The organism is Thalassomonas sp. RHCl1, from assembly GCF_947387555.1.
In the GTDB taxonomy this organism is placed as follows: domain Bacteria; phylum Pseudomonadota; class Gammaproteobacteria; order Enterobacterales; family Alteromonadaceae; genus Thalassomonas.
Genome location: NZ_CANDNZ010000001.1, coordinates 902,166 through 921,500, shown reverse-complemented (window position 1 = coordinate 921,500; position 19,335 = coordinate 902,166). Strand labels below are relative to the sequence as shown.

At 49.8% G+C, this 19,335-nt stretch carries 18 protein-coding genes; all 18 read right to left on the bottom strand.

The features are described 5' to 3' along the window. Positions 1-19: 19 nt before the first annotated feature. Positions 20-2,122, bottom strand: a complete 2,103-nt coding sequence (gene flhA / locus QL234_RS04180) for a flagellar biosynthesis protein FlhA (protein WP_281556583.1) — start codon at positions 2,120-2,122, stop codon at positions 20-22. A gap of 147 nt (positions 2,123-2,269) precedes the next feature. Beyond that, the gene (gene flhB / locus QL234_RS04175; protein WP_281556582.1) at positions 2,270-3,400 is read right to left on the bottom strand and encodes a flagellar biosynthesis protein FlhB; all 1,131 of its coding nucleotides are present in this window, start codon (positions 3,398-3,400) and stop codon (positions 2,270-2,272) included. A 158-nt stretch (positions 3,401-3,558) separates the two neighbouring features. Continuing rightward, positions 3,559-4,347 (bottom strand): flagellar biosynthetic protein FliR, encoded by a 789-nt coding sequence (gene fliR / locus QL234_RS04170; protein WP_281556581.1) that lies wholly within the window; start codon positions 4,345-4,347, stop codon positions 3,559-3,561. Next, positions 4,347-4,616, bottom strand: a complete 270-nt coding sequence (fliQ, locus tag QL234_RS04165) for a flagellar biosynthesis protein FliQ (RefSeq protein WP_044830674.1) — start codon at positions 4,614-4,616, stop codon at positions 4,347-4,349. The genes fliR and fliQ overlap by 1 nt, the downstream gene beginning before the upstream one ends. A gap of 12 nt (positions 4,617-4,628) precedes the next feature. Then, complete coding sequence (fliP, locus tag QL234_RS04160; RefSeq protein WP_281556950.1) at positions 4,629-5,306, bottom strand: flagellar type III secretion system pore protein FliP; 678 nt, start codon at positions 5,304-5,306, stop codon at positions 4,629-4,631. Positions 5,307-5,443: 137 nt separating this feature from the next. Further along, positions 5,444-5,950 carry a flagellar biosynthetic protein FliO gene (gene fliO / locus QL234_RS04155; protein ID WP_281556580.1) on the bottom strand — a complete coding sequence of 169 codons (507 nt, stop codon included), beginning with the start codon at positions 5,948-5,950 and terminating at the stop codon, positions 5,444-5,446. A 9-nt stretch (positions 5,951-5,959) separates the two neighbouring features. Beyond that, positions 5,960-6,370 (bottom strand): flagellar motor switch protein FliN, encoded by a 411-nt coding sequence (gene fliN / locus QL234_RS04150; protein WP_044830673.1) that lies wholly within the window; start codon positions 6,368-6,370, stop codon positions 5,960-5,962. 109 nt (positions 6,371-6,479) lie between these two features. Then, positions 6,480-7,541, bottom strand: coding sequence for a flagellar motor switch protein FliM (gene fliM, locus QL234_RS04145; protein ID WP_044830672.1), 1,062 nt, complete (start codon positions 7,539-7,541; stop codon positions 6,480-6,482). Positions 7,542-7,570: 29 nt separating this feature from the next. Further along, on the bottom strand, positions 7,571-8,110 hold the full coding sequence (fliL, locus tag QL234_RS04140) for a flagellar basal body-associated protein FliL (protein WP_281556579.1): 540 nt from the start codon (positions 8,108-8,110) through the stop codon (positions 7,571-7,573). Positions 8,111-8,282: 172 nt separating this feature from the next. Then, on the bottom strand, positions 8,283-10,238 hold the full coding sequence (locus QL234_RS04135; RefSeq protein WP_281556578.1) for a flagellar hook-length control protein FliK: 1,956 nt from the start codon (positions 10,236-10,238) through the stop codon (positions 8,283-8,285). Between the two features lie 133 nt (positions 10,239-10,371). Continuing rightward, the gene (gene fliJ / locus QL234_RS04130) at positions 10,372-10,806 is read right to left on the bottom strand and encodes a flagellar export protein FliJ (protein ID WP_281556577.1); all 435 of its coding nucleotides are present in this window, start codon (positions 10,804-10,806) and stop codon (positions 10,372-10,374) included. 30 nt (positions 10,807-10,836) lie between these two features. Further along, a complete protein-coding gene (fliI, locus tag QL234_RS04125) occupies positions 10,837-12,222 on the bottom strand; it encodes a flagellar protein export ATPase FliI (protein WP_281556576.1) in 1,386 nt (461 codons plus the stop codon). A gap of 152 nt (positions 12,223-12,374) precedes the next feature. After that, complete coding sequence (gene fliH / locus QL234_RS04120) at positions 12,375-13,175, bottom strand: flagellar assembly protein FliH (protein WP_281556575.1); 801 nt, start codon at positions 13,173-13,175, stop codon at positions 12,375-12,377. A 66-nt stretch (positions 13,176-13,241) separates the two neighbouring features. Continuing rightward, on the bottom strand, positions 13,242-14,291 hold the full coding sequence (fliG, locus tag QL234_RS04115) for a flagellar motor switch protein FliG (protein ID WP_044830667.1): 1,050 nt from the start codon (positions 14,289-14,291) through the stop codon (positions 13,242-13,244). Continuing rightward, positions 14,284-16,005, bottom strand: a complete 1,722-nt coding sequence (fliF, locus tag QL234_RS04110; RefSeq protein ID WP_281556574.1) for a flagellar basal-body MS-ring/collar protein FliF — start codon at positions 16,003-16,005, stop codon at positions 14,284-14,286. Before fliF ends, fliG begins: the two co-directional genes overlap by 8 nt. Before the next feature lie 41 nt (positions 16,006-16,046). Next, positions 16,047-16,370, bottom strand: a complete 324-nt coding sequence (gene fliE / locus QL234_RS04105; protein WP_281556573.1) for a flagellar hook-basal body complex protein FliE — start codon at positions 16,368-16,370, stop codon at positions 16,047-16,049. A gap of 284 nt (positions 16,371-16,654) precedes the next feature. Continuing rightward, a complete protein-coding gene (locus tag QL234_RS04100) occupies positions 16,655-18,043 on the bottom strand; it encodes a sigma-54 dependent transcriptional regulator (RefSeq protein WP_281556572.1) in 1,389 nt (462 codons plus the stop codon). Continuing rightward, positions 18,040-19,206, bottom strand: a complete 1,167-nt coding sequence (locus QL234_RS04095; protein WP_281556571.1) for an ATP-binding protein — start codon at positions 19,204-19,206, stop codon at positions 18,040-18,042. The genes QL234_RS04100 and QL234_RS04095 overlap by 4 nt, the downstream gene beginning before the upstream one ends. Positions 19,207-19,335 lie beyond the last annotated feature (129 nt).

The window sequence follows — 19,335 nt, the reverse complement described above, 5'->3', positions numbered from 1 at the left end:
AATAATGTTAATTCATCTATTACTGGCCGATAACACTGACAATCTTAATTTGTTTGTCGTCGGGAATCTCCTGATAGGAAACCACCCGCAGACTTGGAATCGTATACTTGGTAAATTTCGCCAGTACCGAGCGTAAAATCCCTGATGTCAGTAATATCGGGGCGTCGCCAGCCATTTCCTGCTGCTGTACCCCTTCGGATAATGATTTTTGCATGCGTTCTGCCAAACCTGGTTCTATGCCTGCGCCATCATCTCCGGCCATCTGCATAGACTGATGCAACATCTGTTCCAACTCAGGTGACAAAGTTATGACGGGGATTTCAACCGCAGGGCCTACCAGGTCCTGGATAATAAATTTACGGATAGCAATACGCACCGCGGCGGTTAATACTTCGGTATCCTGGCTCTTGGGACCATACTCCACCAGGGTCTGGACTATGCTTCTCATATCGCGTACGGCAACCCCTTCATTCATCAGGTTCTGCAATACTTTAACCACAGTCCCTAACGGCAGGATATCCGGGATCAGGCCTTCCACCAGTTTAGGGTAACTTTTCGCCAGGATATCCATCAAGTTTTGCACTTCTTCATGACCCAGTAACTGAGATGCATTATTGGTTAATATCTGACTTAAATGGGTCGCCAGCACAGTTGCGGCATCCACCACGGTATAACCTAGAGTCTGGGCATGTTCACGCTGATTTTGATTGATCCATACCGCATCCAGGCCAAAAGCAGGGTCTTTGGTGACCGTACCTTCGAGCTGACCAAAGACCTGCCCGGGGTTAATAGCCAGCTCCTGATCGTGACGAATTTCCGCCGTACCTACCGCCACTCCCATCAGGGAAATCTGATAACAATTAGGGTCTAAGTCCAGGTTATCCCGGATATGCACCGCAGGTACCAGGAAGCCGAATTCCTGAGAAAGCTTCTTCCTCACCCCTTTGATGCGGCTAAGCAATTCACCGCCCTGCGCCTTATCCACCAGAGGAATTAACCGGTAACCTATTTCCAGACCGATAATATCGACATGGTTGACATCATCCCAGTCCAGCTCTTTCACTTCCGCTTCCTGCTGCTGGGTTTCAACCTGCTCCTGCTCCTGTGCCTGAGCCAGCTCTACCGCCTTCTTCGCCTTATGCTTACCACCAAAATAAGCACCGGCGCCGATCACTGCGGCAAAGAATAAAAAGACAAAGTGTGGCATGCCCGGCACTATGCCCATAACAAACATTACACCGGCGGCAATATATAAAGACTTCTCCTGGCCCAGCTGACCGCTGACCTGGGAGCCCATATCTTCCGAGGTATTTTGTCGGGTAACAACGATGGCGGTGCCAACCGATAGCAGCAAACCTGGGATTTGCGCCACCAGGCCGTCACCTATGGTCAGCAGGGTATAAATTTCAACGGCATTATCAAAAGACAAGCCATGCTGTACCATGCCTATGATTAAGCCGCCGATAATATTGATAAATAGGATCAGGATACCGGCAATGGCATCCCCTTTGACAAATTTACTGGCACCGTCCATAGAGCCATAAAAATCAGCTTCATTGGTGACTTCTTCACGTCTGGCACGCGCCTGATCCTGGTTGATAAAACCGGCATTTAAATCGGCGTCAATTGCCATTTGTTTACCCGGCATCGCATCCAGGGTAAAACGGGCGGTAACTTCCGAAATCCGGCCGGCACCTTTGGTGACCACGACAAAATTGATAATGATCAGAATTAAAAACACCACTAAACCGACGGCATAATTACCACCGATCACCACGGAGCCGAAAGCTTCGATAACTTTGCCCGCGGCATCACCGCCTTCATGGCCTTCAAGCAAAACCACCCGGGTACTGGCAACATTTAGCGCCAGCCGCAATATGGTTGCAATCAACAACACGGCGGGGAAAGAGCCAAAGTCCAGGGGTTTTAAGGTATAAACAGTAATAAGTAATACCACCAGCGCCAGGGCGATATTAAAGGAAAAGAGTACATCGAGGAGCAAAGCAGGCATCGGCAAGATCACCATGCCTAAGGTTGCCATCACCAATAAAGGTGTGCCTAAGCCGGAAAAATAGTTTAATTTGCTTTTGTCGAATTTATTAAAATACGCTGCTAATTGCATAGTTACTTCTTGATAAAATTTTGACGCCTGGCAGTAAAAAGCAATAAGTAGACCAGTTTATAGAGAACTAAAACCAAGTGAACAAAGCTTAACCAGATTACCGTTACAGAAATGTAAATAGATAAATCTGACGAACATCGAAGATAACTAGTACCGATATTCTTCAGGAATAGGCAGGTTTTTCGCCAGCGCCTGAGGCCTGCGTCCCTTACCTTTTCTATGGGCCTTAAGCTGAAATAAAAATGCCAGGATCTGCGCCACCGCAGCAAAAAGCTCTTCCGGAATATCCTGATCGATTTCCGCGGTATAATAGAGGGAACGGGCCAGCGCCGGCGACTGGATTATTTCCACCCCGTGTTCTTTGGCAATAGTGCGGATATGCATGGCCATCTCGTCTATGCCCTTGGCCACGACAACCGGCGCCCCGCCCTGGTCGGCATCATATTTTAATGCCACCGAATAATGGGTGGGGTTGGTCACCACCACATCGGCATTGGGCACTTCCTGCATCATACGCCGCTGCGACATCTCATATTGCTTCTGGCGAATGCGCCCTTTGGTTTGCGGGTTGCCTTCGGAGTTTTTCATCTCATCCTTGATTTCCTGCTTGGTCATTTTTAACTGGCGGTTATGATTCCAGCTTTGATAAGGGGCATCAACGGCGGCAATGATGATTAACGAGAAGGTCAGCGCCATAAACATCCACAACAGCATATCCACCGCATGACCAAAATTATTCGGAATAGACTCCAGACTTAGCCCCAAGATCTGATCAAATAATCCGGACAACAGCAGGTAGGCGACGATAAAGACAACAAAGAATTTCATCAGGGATTTGACAAACTCCACCATGGCCTGCACCCCAAACATACGCTTAAAACCCGCCAAAGGTGAGAGTTTGCTGAATTTGGGCGCCATCGCCCCCCAGGAAAAACTCATACCGCCAAGCAAGGTATTACCGATAAAGGCCGCCAACATGATAATGAAAAACATCCACAGCAAAGGCGCGGCTACCGAAGCAACACTATCGCTGACCACCTGGTACAGGGCGTGGATATCCATAGTTTCCTCGCGGGAAAGACTAAACAGCCGCTTCATCATAGTAGATAAAGCCGCTACCAGGGACTCTCCGGTCATCAACAAGGCGCTGGCACTGCCAACCAGCACAAACATAGTGCCCAGCTCTTTGGATCTGGCTATCTGGCCCTTTTTTCGGGCGTCCGACAGCTTTTTCGCCGTCGGTTCTTCGGTCTTTTCTCCGCTGTCAGAATCAGCCATCTACTTTGCCTCATGATCACTTAAGCAGGAAAGTATGCCAGGACTAAAAGCTGAAACCTGTTGCCGCTGCTGCTCAAGTTGAATAAAAAGCTTACCCCTTACCGATAAAACAGACAATAAAATAGTCGATATAATCAGCGTATCTGGCCTTGACGACATCATGATGTCGCCCGGCAATTTATCAGGTAACAACTAAAATCCACCGCGCGCTGCCATTGCAGTTCAAAGTGAGTAAGAAAGTTGCCCATCGTCAGCCACATGATAATTAATCCTGCACACATGGTAATAGGGAAACCTATGGCAAAGATATTCAGCTGCGGCGCCGCCCGGGTCATGATGCCAAAAGAAAAATTTACCAGCAACATGGCGGTAAGCGGCGCAAGCGACAAGGACAAGGAGGTGGCAAACATCCAGCTGGCCCATTCCACCAGCTCTTTAAAACGGACACTGGGGTAGATATGGGTGCTGGAAACCGGAATGGTCTCAAAGCTGGCGGTAATAAATTGCAGGTAAATAAGGTGCCCGTCCATCGCCCAGAATAATAAGGAAGATAAGATCAGGAAAAATTGCCCCACCGCCGGGACATTCATACCGCTGACGGGGTCTACTAATGAAGCAAAACCTAAACCGGTCTGCATGGCGATGATTTGGCCCGCCAGGGTAAAGGTATTGATCACCAAAACCGTCACAAAGCCGATCAGGACGCCGATAATGGTTTGTTTCGCCACCAGGATCACGGTGGCAAAGGAAAATAAATTCCCGACATTTGAAGGGGGAATGGCCGGCATAATCGCCACTGTGATGGCTACAGAGAACGCCAGTTTGATCGGCGCCGGTATCGTTTGCGAGCTCAAGCCTATCATGGTCATCACCAGTGCGGTGATCCTCGACAAAGGCAAGAGAAAATCAGCCATAAACTGGTTAACAACTGATTCGGTAAATTCCATCAGCTGATCACACTGGGAATACTGGCGATCAGGCGGAAAGTATAATCCATTAATTTTTGCACCAGCCAATGGCCGCCGGCGATCAGCGCCATCAGGGTTACCAGCAGGCGCGGTAAAAAGCTTAGGGTTTGTTCGTTAATCGAGGTGGCCGCCTGGAAAATCGCCACCACCAGACCGACCAGCAAACTGGGCACGATCACCGCGCTCACCAGCACAATCACCAGGAACAGGGCATCACGTAAGATATCAACAAAAACTTCGGGTCCCATACCAAGACTCCTTTACACTGAACCCATACCGTAACTGGTGGCTATGGTGCCTATCACCAGGTTCCAGCCGTCCACCAGCACAAATAACATCAGTTTAAACGGCAGGGACACTATCATGGGCGATAACATCATCATCCCCATCGCCATCAAGATACTGGCCACCACCAAATCAATGATCAAAAAGGGAATAAATAAAATAAACCCGATTTGAAACGCGGTTTTCAATTCACTGATCACAAAAGCCGGAATGATCACTGTCATCGGCAGATCCGTCGGCTGTTCGGCTTCTACACCTGCCATTTGCGCCAGGGTATCCAAATCCTTGAGTCGGGTTTGCTCCAGCATAAAGGCCCTAAGGGGCACTTTGGCTTGATCGACCGCCTCAATCGAAGTCATTTGCTCCGCCAGGTAGGGCTGGATAGCAACTTCATTGATTTGATTATAGACAGGAGTCATCACAAATAACGTCATAAACAGGGTCAGGCCGATCACTACCTGGTTGGAAGGGGTTTGCTGTAAACCTATTGCCTGTCGCAAAATCGCCATCACCACCACAATCCGGGTGAAAGAGGTCATCATGATCACCGCGGCGGGAATAAAACCCAGCGCCGTCATAAAGATCAGGATTTGCAGGGTGATGGAATATTCCTGGGAGCCGTCCGGATTGGTGGTCAACTTTAAGGCCGACATGCCGAGATCATCTGCCGCATAAGCCTGGCCGGCAAACAGTAACAGCAGGCCCAGCAACAGGGTCAGACCAGGGATAATGTTTTTGATGGCGCCCGTTGCTCTGGCATTTGTTTGTTTCATAAATCCACTCACCCGCCCTATGACGACTTTCTTAATAACTTAGCGAATGACTGACCGAGGTCGCCGGTGATCGGCGTGCCCTGGGCCAAAGGCTCTTCAAGGGAGTCAAGCAAAGTGATTTGATGGGCGGTCACCCCTAATAATAATTGCTGCTCACCCGCCTGGACCACAACAACGCGTTCTTTTGCCCCTAAACTTAAGCTGGTGATGACCTTCAAACCGTTTTGCTGCTGCAAACCCGGCTGAAATTTCTTTAACAGCATGGCGCAAACAAAAATCAGCGCCAGTATCATCAAAAACGACAGGATAAAACTCATCGAGTCCATGTTGGTGCCGACATGCTTTCCCACTTCGGTGGGAGCGGCTTCAGGCGCGGCCTGCACCTTGTCCTGCCCGGGGGCTTGCTGCGCCGCAGCCGCAGGCGTTTGCCCGGCCTTTTCCTGGGCTGTTGTCTGGGCCGTTTCCTGGGCAAAACTCACAAAGGAAAACATCAATAAAAAACAGGCAAGTATATACCGCATCATATCCCGCCTTTATTTTAACTTCTTGATTCTTTCTATCTGGCTGATGACATCCGTCAGGCGAATACCAAACTTGTCATTCACCACAACCACTTCGCCGTGAGCAATCAAGGTACCGTTAACCAGCACGTCTAACGACTCACCGGCCACCCGGTCAAGTTCTACCACAGAGCCCTGGTTCAGCTGCAACAAGTTACGGATACTGATATGGCTGCGGCCCACTTCCATGGAAATGGTGACCGGGATATCTAAAATCGCATCCAGTTTACGTTTTTCTTCGCCGGAAATCGGGGCATCTTCTTCGAGCTCTTCCAGCTCAACCTTTTCGGCATCTAAATCGCCGCTTGCCTGGGCTTTGGCGGCAGCTTGTTCATTCAGTGCCTCGTCCCACATCCCCAGATCATCATCATTTTCATTGCTCATGGCACTTACCTCAATACATTCATGATCTTAATCACTTAAAAAATCCCTCAAAGGGTCAAGTCTTCCCTAAGTCATTAATCTGTTATACATTCACTTGTTAACGAATCTTTTATAAATCATCTTCTAACAGATGCAACTCGGCATCGCTGTCCAGACGTTTACCGCCTTTGGTTAATATCGTCAGTTCGGATTTCACCGACTCAGGACGCTTGATTTTCGATTCTATCTTCAGGGCAACATTGTCGCGGCTGCGGCCAAGCTTGGCCCTGAACGACGGCAGGTCTTCAATCAGCACGGTAATATGATCCGGCATTTCAATCGGAATAATATCGCCGGCTTCAAGCTCCATTACCTGAGAAAGGGGTAAATCCACTTCCAGGAACTTAGTCGAGAGCTCTACCGGCACATCCATAATTTCATCCCGCAGCGCCTTGGACCAGCGCATATCGGTATCTTCTTTATCACTTTGCACACCGGCATCAAGCAGTTCACGTATCGGCTCAAGCATGGAATAAGGCAAGGCCACGTGGAAGTCGCCGCCGCCGCCATCAAGCTCGATATGGAAAGAGCTGATCACCACCACTTCAGTAGGACTGACGATATTGGCCATCGACGGGTTCACTTCGGAGTCCAGGTATTCAAAAGAAACATCCATCACCGGCGACCAGGCTTCTTTATAATCTTCAAAGATCAGCTTAAGCAACATCTGGATAATACGGCGCTCGGTCGGGGTAAATTCGCGCCCTTCGATTTTGGCATGGTAACGGCCGTCGCCACCAAAGAAGTTATCCACCAGAATAAACACAAGGCGGGCTTCCATGGTGATCAGCGCCGTACCTTTAAGCGGTCTGAAACGCACCATATTCAAGCTGGTCGGTACGAACAAGGTATGTACGTACTCACCAAACTTGATCATCTGGATACCATTGATGGATACTTCGGCGCTGCGACGCATCATATTAAACAAGCTGATACGCATATGACGGGCAAAACGTTCGTTCACCATTTCCAGGGTCGGCATGCGGCCGCGAACGATACGGTCCTGTGAGGAAAAATCATAGTCGGAAGTCCCTTCCTGTTCGACGGACTCCTCTACTATCTCTTCTTCTTCGACATCGTCGACACCATGAAGTAGCGCATCGATCTCGTCTTGCGATAATAAATCACTCACTCAGTAGTACTCTTTTTGCAGCCAAATTGCTATTGCATGACAAAACCGGTAAACAATACCTGTTCAATAATTTTATTACCGGCGATATCCATCATAATTTTTTGCACTTCCGCCAGTGATTTTTGCTTCAGCGAGGTTTTCCCGGCACTGGTGGAAAGGTCATCGGCATTGGCCTGCGAGAAGACCCCTAACAGGGTGCTTTCCAGCAAAGGCACGTGTTTTTTCGCGGTTTCTTCATTGTCTGCGCCGCGTACCAGTAACTGTACCCGGATTTCAACAAAGCGGTCACGGGAAGCACCCGGAACATTGAAACGAAACGGACGCGGCATAGGCACATACAAGGCCGTGCCGGCTTCTGCCGCCGCTGCTTCTTCTACCTGGGCAGCGACCACCGCCGGATCTGCAGTATCGAGTGCTGCTTCTAATTCGGCTTCACTAACCGAATCGCCGCCGAGAAAAAAGAAGGCGGCACCGCCTGCCAGGGCAAGAACGGCAACTACGGCAGCGATGATGATAATTTTTTTATTTTTTGCCGGTTTATCCAGCTCTAACTCTTTGTCATCAGCCATTTGTGACCCTTTTTCTTAAAATTAGCCAATCTACACTAGACTATATCCTTGAATAGCCACTGAGCCAATGAATTTATCATTTTTTATAAGCGAATCAAGGCCAATTGCACAGGCTTTAACCAGCATAACCGCTGGGTTTTAACCAAACAGGCTACAGCCGGGCAGAGTTAAACTAGGCATAATAATCAACCCCGGAAGCTGTGCCTTGCTCAAAACTTGCCTGCATCACCAACTCCTGCTGTTCCAGCCCATGATTTTCCCGGCCATTGTCTTGCTGATCGTGGCCAAAACCCTGTTCATTATCCCCGGAGCCCTGCTGCTGTTGGGCAACATTGGCATCGCCGACATCAACACCACTTTCTGAAAGCATATCTTTAAGTTTGCCCATGCCCTGCTCCAGCGCTTCTTTGGCCTGCTGGTTTTGCACTAAAAAGTTCACCGCCGCCTGCTCATTTTGCAGATTCACCCTGACATGCATATTGCCCAGCTCCGGCGGATCAAGCCGTATTTCCACCTGCTGGATTTTCTGGTTAATCATGATCATGACTTTTTCTTTCATCGGGCCAACAAAATCTTTACGCAGGTTCAGGGCTTCATTCAGGGTGGTCAGGTTGTTTTTTTGCGTCTGCAAATTTTCGGCATTCACCTTAGTGGCTACCGAATCCAGGACATGCTCAGAATTATGCGCCTGCGGTGTTTCCGAATTGGCCAGGGCGGAATTATTCATTTGCGCCGCCAATGCGCTTTGCTCCTTCAAGGGAGTAGTCGCCACTTTATGCTGCTGGACCTGACTGGTGTCTTCTTTCGCCATTAACGCCTCAGCGGAGCTTGCCTGCTGCCCCGAGGGGTTGCCGTTATTTTTTCCCTGCTCGCTGCCGCCCTGGCTGGTGGCGCCTTGCCCGCCATGCTCAGCCGCCAAACCTAAAGGCCGGTGGCTTTCTGTGCCGCCGCCTTGGTTTTGCATAGCTGCGGGTTTAGTATCGGCAACAGCTAGCTTATCTGCCACAGCAGGGTCAATCTCTGCCACGGCTTCATCCGGGGACTGATTATTCGCCGCAGACTGGGCCAGCACTGCAGCCCCACCCCCTTTAGTTACATCCCCCAGGGCCTTATTCACTTGAATCGACTTTTTAGCACTGGTATCGCCTTCAGCCAGGGGCACCTTGCCCGCCGTGAATGTTTTTTCCATCAAGATATCATCAGCTGCTTCACCGGTTTCACTGTCACCCTTGTCGGCAGCGGCTTTAGCTTTTAGCTCTGCCGCCAGGGTTTGCTGCACCTTAGCCATAAGTTCCTGGGGTGACAATTTCTTGTCACTCAAAGGGACTTCCAGCTGTCCGGCTTTGTCTTTCATTGCTGCTTCGGCTTCTCCGCCTTTTAGTTTTGCCAATAATTCAGCATCTTGTGCACTTGTTTGTGCCTTATTAGTCTGTTTTGCCGCCTGCTCTGCGGTTAAGGTTTCTGCCTCAGTGCCTTCGGCTTCCAGATTTTCTCCCCCGGCTGCTTGTCCTTCAAGCTGTACATTTATTTCTTTTGCCGGTGTCGGCTGGCTTACCAAGCCCTTGAGCTTGGCAAGCACAGAAGTTTCTCCTGAACTTGTCTCCAGCAAGTCGGCATCGATATTGACATCACCGGTTAACTCCTGTTTACCGGCGCCTTCGCCCATGACTTGCTGCTGCAACAACTTGGCCGAAGCGCCAAGCAGGTCGATCAGGTTCTGGGGATCTTTGGCTTTATCCGGCTTGCCGCTCGCTCCGGGCTCGGCATTATCAATATTTTCGGCTTCTTTGGCCACCTGACTGTCAGTCTCCGGAGCTTCTTTGACCACGGATTCCGCGTTTTGATCTGCCGGCTCCACAGGTTCGCCGGCTTTGCTACTATCTTTTGGCCGCGAGACGTCTTTCACGCTTTTATCAGCAACGCGATTGCCGCTGTCATTGCCGGTTGAGTTGCCGCTTTTATTGCTTTGCCGCTCGGTTTTATTGTGGGGATCATTTTGGCTGTGCTGCTCTACCAGGGAAGAAAAGCTGTCGTCCCTGTCCTGGGATCTTGATTCAACACCTGAACTATCTGCTTTATTATCAGCAGCTTTGATAAGATCTTGTGATAAAAAATTAATTTGATTCATAACAATCCCAGTTTTAAATTGAATTAAGCCAACAAATAAAAACGTCTATCAAGGTTAATCTCGCTTTACCGGCCAACCGGCGCTGGCAAGCTTAGTTATAATAATTAAGCAAAAAATACTCCAACAATGAATCCTAATAGTTACGGCGGATAAACTGTTGGGTGGCAATTTCATCAAACATTTTCTGTTCGCGCTTTTCCGCGAGCACAGCGACTTTCTTTAATTGCTGTTCTTTAAGGTGCTCCACCGCCTTCACTTTCTGGCGTTGTGCCAGCCATTGTTTCTTTCTCAGTTCCAGCATAGATTTTGCCTGTTTAATGGCGATCTGTACCTGCTCGGCGGCATGGTCGAGTTTGGCAATAAAACCATGAAAATGACTGTAGGTGGCACTGTCTATCCCCGAAAGTGAGCGCTGACTTAAGCGCTTCATATACTCCAGGCGATAATCCTGCACCCCGGTTAACCTTTGCAGGTTCTGCTGGTAATCCAGCTCTGCCGCCTGCAATTTCTGAGCGGCGGTGGCTTCTTTATCCTGCTCAAATTTAAGCAGGGTGTTTAACTGTCTCATCGGCATAACATCTTATCCTAGCACCGTTTTTTAAGCACCAGCTGCTTGCTGGGCAGCTGCACCCTGTTGATTATTGGCATTGGCCTGGGCAGCGGAAATAATTTCCTGCAACTGGGTCAGGCTTTGATCATAGGGGATCACTTCACGCATTTTTTGCTGCAGGAAGAAATTGATCACCGGCAGCAACTGGATTGCCTGATCGATACGCGGATCGCTGCCTTTGCTGTAGGCGCCAATGGCAATCAAGTCTTTATTTTGCTGGTACAAGGAATAGACCTGCTTTAAATTACGCGCCAATTGCTGGTGTTCGTCACTGGTTACCATAGGCATTACCCGGCTGATGGAAGCTTCGACATCCACTGCCGGGAAGTGACCGGCATCTGCCAGCGCCCGTGACAGTACGATATGACCGTCCAATATCGCCCGTGAGGCATCGGCGATGGGGTCTTGCAAATCATCCCCTTCAGTCAGTACGGTATAAAAGGCGGTAATGGAGCCCTGCCCTTCGCCGCCGTTACCGGCCCGCTCTACCAGTTGCGGCAGCTTGGAAAACACCGAAGGCGGGTAGCCTTTGGTTGCCGGCGGCTCGCCCACCGCCAGTGCGATTTCCCGCTGGGCCTGGGCGTAACGGGTAAGCGAGTCTAATAACAGCAGGACATTAAGCCCCTGATCGCGAAAATATTCGCTGATCTGTACCGCGGTTTCACAGCCCTTAAGGCGCATGAGCGGTGAATTATCTGCAGGCGCCGCCACTACCACAGATCTTGCCCGGCCTTCTTCGCCAAGGATCTCTTCAATAAATTCTTTTACTTCACGGCCACGCTCACCGACCAGGCCAACGACTATCACATCGGCGGTGGTGCCCCGGGTCATCATGCCCAGCAGCACACTTTTACCGACCCCTGAGCCGGCAAAAAGCCCCATACGCTGGCCCTGGCCTACGGTAATAAAACTGTTGATGGAGCGTACCCCGACATCCAGGGGCTGGGATATCGCCCGGCGGGATAAGGGGTTGATCGGCCGGGTATTGTAATGATAACTGTCGCTGTTTTTGATCGGCCCTTTGCCGTCGAGGGGATTACCGACACCGTCAATAACCCGTCCGAGCAAATCCATGGAGAGCGGCAATTTGGCCTTAGTGGATAACGGCAGTACCCGGGCACCCGGTAAAACGCCCTGCACGCTTTGCTCCGGCATCAGATAAGTTTTGTCCTGGGAAAAACCGACAATCTCGGCGATCAGATCTCCCTGGGAGGTTTCTACCAGGCACTGGCTGCCCACAGGCGCTTTAACGCCTACGGCTTCCAGGGTCAGGCCCACCACCCGCACCAGGCGGCCGGCAACCGACTGTTTATAGGGGTGGATATATTGCTGGCAGGCTTGCAGCCTTTGTGTAATACGGGCGGTATCGACCATGACAACTCTTTGACAAAAATAACGAACAAGGTTTATTGCCAAATTTTCTGCAAGAAATGCTCCAACATTTCAAATATGCCAAGGCAAAGACCCGGTAATTTACTTAGACCTGAATTATCGTCAATGGTTGGCAAAACTTACCCGAGGTGATCTTATTGGTGCAAGGCCTGTTCGAGAAAGCTGTCCAGCACCTGCTTTAAACGGGATTTTATCTGTAAGTCGATATTGGAGGTACTATTTTCAATCTGGCAACTGCCCCGCTCCAGCTGCGGCGCCGGTAACAAGCGCCAGCCGCTTTCGTGAATATGCTCGCTGCCAAATTGCTGCTCCACCAGGCGGATATCTTCGGGATGCAAATGGATCTGAGTTTGTGTTTCCTGTCCGGGCAAAACCTTGATGCCGGTGCTGATCGCCGCCATCAAAATATCGGGATTGGTTTTCGCTTCCTGCAATACCACGGCTTCGGTTAATTGCGCCACCAGCGCCAGCAACTGCTCTTCGATATTTTTATCGACATTGGCCATAGGGTGATGCAGCTGCTCGATCATCATTTGCCAGTTCTGGCTTAAGCCGTCTATGGTCTCTTTACCCGCTTCCAATCCGGTGGCCACGCCTTCTTCATGGCCCTTGGCCAGCCCTTCTTCATGTCCCTTAGCCAAGCCTTCTTCATAACCCTTGGCAAAGCCTTCTTCTTTGCCCTGGCTGAAACCTTCTTCATGGGCCGCCTGGCGGATTTCTTCGATTTCTTCTGCCGTCAGCGGCTGCGGCTCTTCCACCTCAATTTCTTCCGGGGGCTCATAGCGCCAGTTGCTTTTCTTGCCAATGGCATTGGTTTTCGCTTCTTCCTCCGGCGTCAACGGTTTTTCCACCGTAGGCAAAGGCCAGACATCTAAACCTTCCTCGGATTGCTTTTTGATCACCTGGTGCACGGTGGGGCGAATGTCATTACTCATAAAAAAGCCTTAAAGGAACAGCCGGCCGTGGCAGCCGGCAAATATAGCATTGAAATTAACTGTAGATTAGAGGAACTCATCGCCGCCACCGGCGCCGCCAAGCATGATTTCACCGGCATCGGATAAGCGTCTGGCCACAGATAAGATCTCTTTCTGCGCCGCTTCCACTTCACTGATACGCACCGGCCCCATAGCTTCGAGATCATCCGCCAGCATTTCTGCCGCACGTTTAGACATGTTATTAAGAATTTTCTCTTTCAGGGCTTCATCAGCGCCTTTAATTGCTTTCATCAGGGCGTCTTGCTGCACATCGCGCAGAATGGCCTGGATACCGCGGTCATCAACATCGGCAAGATTTTCAAAGACAAACATCAGATCCTGAATTTGCTGACTCATTTCTTCGTCGTGTTCACGGATAGAGTCCATCAACATACCTTCAACATTGGTATCTAAGTAGTTCATGATATCTGCCGCGGCTTTGAGACCACCCATCTTCGCAGCCTGGGCGCCTGCCTGACCGGCAAATTGTTTTTCCATGATCTCGTTTAATTCCTGCAAGGCCGCCGGCTGGACTTCTTCAAGGTTGGCGATACGCATCATCAGATCCAGGCGGACCTTATCGGCAAACTGACCGAGGATTTCCGCCGATTGCTCCGGCTCTAAATAGGACAATACTATGGTTTGGATTTGCGGATGCTCGTTGCGGATAATATTTGCTACTTGCTTTGAGTCCATCCATTTCAAGGAATCCAGACCTTTGGCGCCGTTGCCCATGATGATCTGGTCAATCAGGTTACCGGCTTTATCTTCACCTAAGGCCGCCGTTAATGCTTTACGGACAAATTCTTCACTCTGGAAGCCTATGGTACTGAAGTTCTGGATTTCATTGATAAACAGCTTATGGACCGCAGTGATTTTTTCCTGGGTAAAGTCTTCCATACCCGCCATCACCATACCCACTTGCTGCACCTGCTTGGGCTCTAAGTGCTTTAAGATCTGGGCCGCATCTTCTTCAGACAAGCTCAGTAATAAAATGGCCGCCCGCTCGATGCCGTCAAGTTTATCAACATCAAAGCCCGGCGCCATAGGCGCTAATTCTTGGATTTCATCACTCATCTTCGCTCAACCAACTTTTCACAACCTGGGAGGATAATTCAGGTTCATTTGCCACCAATGCCCGTACCGCTTTAAGGACATCTTCGTCTCTGTGCAGATCCGGTAATTGCAGGCTACCATCCGGCGCAAATCCTACCGCACCGGCGTCAAAATCTGAGGTTAACATATCCATGGTTTCATCGCCCAGATCTATATGGCTGTCCAGTGACTTATCACCATAATCCGCCGGCGACTGATCCGGGTAGATTAAACGTTTGAGCATAGGACGGACAACCGCAACAATCAAGACGATGATCACTAAGGCGCCGGACACCAGTTTGACCATTTTCATAAACCAGGGCTGCTCATAAATCGGCGGCTCAACCTGTACCCCTAAATCGGCACGGGAGAACGGCAGGGTGACCACTTCAAGCACATCACCGCGCTGCAGGTCAAACCCTATGCTGCCCTGAAGCAAACGGCGGATATTGGCCAGCTCCTGTACCGAGCGCGGCACCATAGTCGGCTCACCTTCTGCCGGCGTCGACGGCAGGTAATCCAGCGCCACCGAGACACTGATGCGGCGAATCACCCCCGCCTGCTGCTTGGTATGGCTGATAGCTTCATCTAACTCGTAATTCTTCGTCGACTCGGTATGCTTACGGCTGGGCATGGTTCTTTGCTGATTATTACCCAGGGCATTTTCAGGAATGTCCGACTCCAGCGGCGGCTGGTTGGTCAGGGCGCCGGGAATGCCGCCTAACACGCCGCCGATAGAATTATCTTCTACCTTCATCTCACTGCGCAACGCAGGTAAGTCTGAGTTATAGCGGCGCTGGGTTTCTTCGGTATTGGTAAAATCCATAGTAACATCCACCTGAGCGGTATAATTACCCAGGCCAACCACAGGGATCAGGATAGTATCGATTTTATCCATATATTCCTGCTCACGTTTTTGTTCGATTTCAAACTCTTTACGTGAGCGGGAGGAAATAGAGTCCTGGCTGCCGGAATTAAGCAAGCGGCCGTTTTGATCGGTTACCGTCACCCGGTTAGGATCTAACCCCTGTACCGCCGAGGCAATAATATCGACCACGGCATCCACTTCCTCTTCTGCCAATACCCGGCCTCTTTGCATGGTCAGCACAACGGTTGCCGAGGGACTTTTTGCCCGGCGGGCAAAAACATTTTCTCTTGGGATCGCCAGTAATACCTTGGCACGGGAAATAGACTGTAATTCTTCTATGGTTCTGGCCAGTTGCTGCTCGCGGCCATGTTTTAAGCGCTCGCTTTCCAGGCGCTGACTGACGCCAAAGCCCATATCCTGCATCAGAATTTCCGAACCTTCTTTGGGTTCATCGGTTAACCCTTCGCGGGCCAGCAACAGCTTAATGTTTTGATAATCTTCGGCGGGTACCGAGATGGTATTGCTTTCCTGGCGATACTCCACCTTGTTGGCGTCAAGAAAATCCATGGTTTCGATTAATTGCTCGGTAGGCAATTTAGTCAGCATACGGTATTCCGGCTGGTTAGCCCACATAATGACAAATACCGCGATGGCCAGACAAATGGCCAGCGCCATCACCAGAGTAATTTGACGTAAAACATCAACATTACCCAGGCTGGCGGCAAAGCCGGACTTTTGCTCTTCAATGTTATCGCCATTTTCCGAAGCAATTAAATCCGCGCCGCCGTCGGCCACTGCTAAACCTGTTGAACCTGATGTATCTGCCACTGTACTTCTCCGTTTACCCGTTTATTTGCTTAGCCACTGTCTTAAACAGGCATACTCATAATTTCTTTATATGCTTCGACAAACTTGTTGCGTACCTGAACCGTTGCATCAAAGGCAATACCGGCCTTTTGACTGGCAATCATAGTTTCAGCGAGGGTAACACTTCGGTCGCCCAATTCAAACGCTGTTTTCTTCGCGCCCGCATCTTTTTGCAGTTCGTTCACGGATTTTACCGCATCCTGGAGGATGTTGCCAAAGTCACTTGAAGATTGATTCACTTTAGGCATCGAGGTGATATTATTACCTGCCGCCTCCAGAGACATGCTCTGCATCTGTGCGTATAGGGAATTGTTTGTAATATCCATGGCTTACTCGCTTATGTCAATTTCTTGTGCTTACTGATATAAGCCTAATGATGCAAAGGTAATGCCAAAATAAAACAACAAAAATAAACAATTAAAAACAACAACTTGATTGAGGCTGGTAACAGTAAAAACAATGACGATAATTTAACGCCGGGTGAAATTATCAAAAAACAAGCAGCGAGAGTGCTGCTTGTTGGAAGAAAGAGATAAACAAAAGCGCTAACCCCGGGGTTAACGCTTCAAGGCATCACTTTGACAGTTCAATGGCCTGTTTTATCCTTATGTTATGCCGGGATCTGGATACCGCTGTCGCGCATTCGGGCAATTTTATACCTTAAGGTACGCGGGCTTATGCCTAAACGGTCCGCCACTTCCTTACGGCTGCCGCGGCAGGTTTGCAAGGTATCGAGAATGATCTGATGCTCCTGCAATTTCAGCTCGCTGCCGAGTTTATCGTCAGCCGCCGGAACGACCGGTTGTGCCTGCTGTACCTGTGCCTGCACCGGCTGGTGATTAAGGCTGGTATTAATACTCATGGTATCAAAGTTTTCAATGAGCAAATCTGTGGCATCGATCACATTATCTGTGTGTAATATCAGCGCCCTTTGGATCACATTATCCAGCTCGCGGACATTACCCGGCCACTGATAAGCAATGAGCTTGCTGCGGGCAGCGGGGGAGAATTCAATCTCGGTATGACTATTGCCATTTTTTTGACTGTGACGTTTCACCAGATGTTTCGCCAACGGTAAAATATCATCCCGGCGTTGTCCCAGCGGCAGCCAGGTCAGCGGAAAAACATTTAAACGATAATATAAATCTTCACGGAATACGCCTTCGGCAACCGCTTCTTTAAGATCGCGGTTACTGGTGGCAATCACCCGCACATCCAGGCTAATGGTTTTACGCCCGCCCAGGCGCTCGACTTCCCGCTCCTGCAATACCCGAAGGATTTTCGCCTGCAGGCCTAAATCCATCTCAGTGATTTCATCCAGCAGGATGGTACCGCCCTGCGCCTGCTCAAACTTACCCGGACAGGCCTGAATAGCACCGGTAAAGGCGCCTTTTTCATAACCGAACAAGGTGGCTTCGAGCATATTTTCCGGTATCGCCGCACAGTTAATGGCGACAAACGGCTGATCCGCACGGGGAGAATTATAATGGACAAATTGCGCCAGTACTTCTTTACCCGAGCCGCTTGGCCCCAAGACCATTACAGAGGCATCGGTTGAGGCCACTTTCTGGGCCAGGGTCAGCAACTCTTTCGAGCGGACATCTTCGGCAATCGGCGCTTCATGGTTCACCACCTGCAGCGGCACATATTGCGAAACCATATTTAATAACACTTCTGGCGCAAAAGGTTTGGCCATATAGTTACAGGCGCCGTCTTTCATGGCCTGCACCGCATCGTCTATGGTACCGTATGCCGTCATCAAAAGTACCGGCATATTGGGGTAGTTGCTCTTAATGCTTTTCAGCAAAGACAAACCCGACATACCACCCATATTAACGTCGCTGACGACAAGGTCGATATGCTGATTTTTAAGCTGCAACAAGGCTGCTTCACCGGATTCGGCTTCAAGGCACTGATAACCGGCTAATAATAAGGTATCAACTAAGGCTTCACGTAAGCCTGCGTCGTCTTCAACCACTAATAATTTACTGGTGATCATAAGGCTGCCTCCTGGGGTCGCTCTATAGGTTGTTCTGTTGTTGCTGACACTTGCCCTTGTGGCTGGTTTGTCAGTAACGGAATTTTTAAACAAAAGTTAGCCCCTTCACCCGGGCTGCTGATCAAGTGCACACTGCCGTGATGGGCATTGGCCACCGCTTTGACCACGGCCAGGCCTAAACCTGTGCCATGCACCTTTGAGGTATAAAAAGGCTCGAATATTTTTTCTGCCTGTATTTTGCTGATTCCCGGGCCGTTGTCCCGGACACTGATCAAGGCATGTGAGCTGGTACAGCGGCTGGCAATGGTAATTTCACCTTGCTGCTCCATTACCTGTAAGCTGTTATGGATCAGGTTTTGGATAGCGCCGCTGAGCGCGGTTTTATTACCCAAAATCTGGCAGTCGCCTTCACAGGGCAGCACGGTGATTTGCGCTTTTTCTTTTATCGCCAGCACATCAATACCGGCAACGGATTCTTCAATAATGTCATTCACCGAGAGGGCATTCACCACCTGCTCCTTGCCGCTTTTGGCAAATAACAGCATGTCGTTAACCTGTTGCTCCAGATCCTGCAGCCGCGACATGAGCTTACTCTGAAAATTATCCCGGGCCTGGTCGTTTAACTTGCCGTTACTCAAATTGGCGCCGTACAACATGGCCGCAGACAACGGCGTACGGATTTGGTGTGCCAGGGAAGATACCATGCGCCCCAGGGAAGATAAGCGCTGCATCTGCGCCATTTTATCCTGCAGCAAACGGGTTTCGGTAAGATCTGTGATCATAATAAGCTGGCCCGGCTGATCCCCTAAGGTGGTAATTTCCAGTTTTACCCGGCGACCGTCTTTTAACGAGACTTCATGCCAGTCATCGGCACGGGGTTTGAACGAGCGGCGGATAACGTCAAACCAGGGTTGGCCTAAAATAGGTTCATCGAGCAGCAGCCTGGCAACCTTGTTGATTTTAACCACCACGCCGTCACCGTCGAGCATCACCATACCCGTAGGCATGACATCAATGATCTGTCCGTACTGACCGCTTTGCTGACGTAACTGCTCTAATTCCCCCGGATAGGCTTCTTGCTGCAGGGCGTTTCTTTGATAATGAAACGACACATCGCCTTGGTTGAAAAAATTTTCAGTCGTTTTATGTAATGCAACTGCCATAAGACTTCACTCAATAAATAATCACGAGTTCAGCAATGCAGCTTCTGTGCCAATAATTTTTTCCTTTATTTACAGTGAATTACTAGGGATTATTTAAAGAAAAGCCTTGTCAATAAATTGGCTGGGGCG

Coding starts and splice junctions, on each gene's coding strand:
- fliO (WP_281556580.1), bottom strand. CDS start 5,950: ATGATGCGGTATATACTTGCCTGTTTTTTATTGATGTTTTCCTTTGTG.
- fliG (WP_044830667.1), bottom strand. CDS start 14,291: ATGAGTGATGAAATCCAAGAATTAGCGCCTATGGCGCCGGGCTTTGAT.
- fliR (WP_281556581.1), bottom strand. CDS start 4,347: ATGGAATTTACCGAATCAGTTGTTAACCAGTTTATGGCTGATTTTCTC.
- QL234_RS04095 (WP_281556571.1), bottom strand. CDS start 19,206: ATGGCAGTTGCATTACATAAAACGACTGAAAATTTTTTCAACCAAGGC.
- fliE (WP_281556573.1), bottom strand. CDS start 16,370: ATGGATATTACAAACAATTCCCTATACGCACAGATGCAGAGCATGTCT.
- flhA (WP_281556583.1), bottom strand. CDS start 2,122: ATGCAATTAGCAGCGTATTTTAATAAATTCGACAAAAGCAAATTAAAC.
- fliQ (WP_044830674.1), bottom strand. CDS start 4,616: ATGGGACCCGAAGTTTTTGTTGATATCTTACGTGATGCCCTGTTCCTG.
- fliJ (WP_281556577.1), bottom strand. CDS start 10,806: ATGAGACAGTTAAACACCCTGCTTAAATTTGAGCAGGATAAAGAAGCC.
- fliL (WP_281556579.1), bottom strand. CDS start 8,110: ATGGCTGATGACAAAGAGTTAGAGCTGGATAAACCGGCAAAAAATAAA.
- fliN (WP_044830673.1), bottom strand. CDS start 6,370: ATGAGCAATGAAAATGATGATGATCTGGGGATGTGGGACGAGGCACTG.
- flhB (WP_281556582.1), bottom strand. CDS start 3,400: ATGGCTGATTCTGACAGCGGAGAAAAGACCGAAGAACCGACGGCGAAA.
- fliH (WP_281556575.1), bottom strand. CDS start 13,175: ATGAGTAATGACATTCGCCCCACCGTGCACCAGGTGATCAAAAAGCAA.
- QL234_RS04100 (WP_281556572.1), bottom strand. CDS start 18,043: ATGATCACCAGTAAATTATTAGTGGTTGAAGACGACGCAGGCTTACGT.
- fliP (WP_281556950.1), bottom strand. CDS start 5,306: ATGTCGGCCTTAAAGTTGACCACCAATCCGGACGGCTCCCAGGAATAT.
- QL234_RS04135 (WP_281556578.1), bottom strand. CDS start 10,238: ATGAATCAAATTAATTTTTTATCACAAGATCTTATCAAAGCTGCTGAT.
- fliI (WP_281556576.1), bottom strand. CDS start 12,222: ATGGTCGATACCGCCCGTATTACACAAAGGCTGCAAGCCTGCCAGCAA.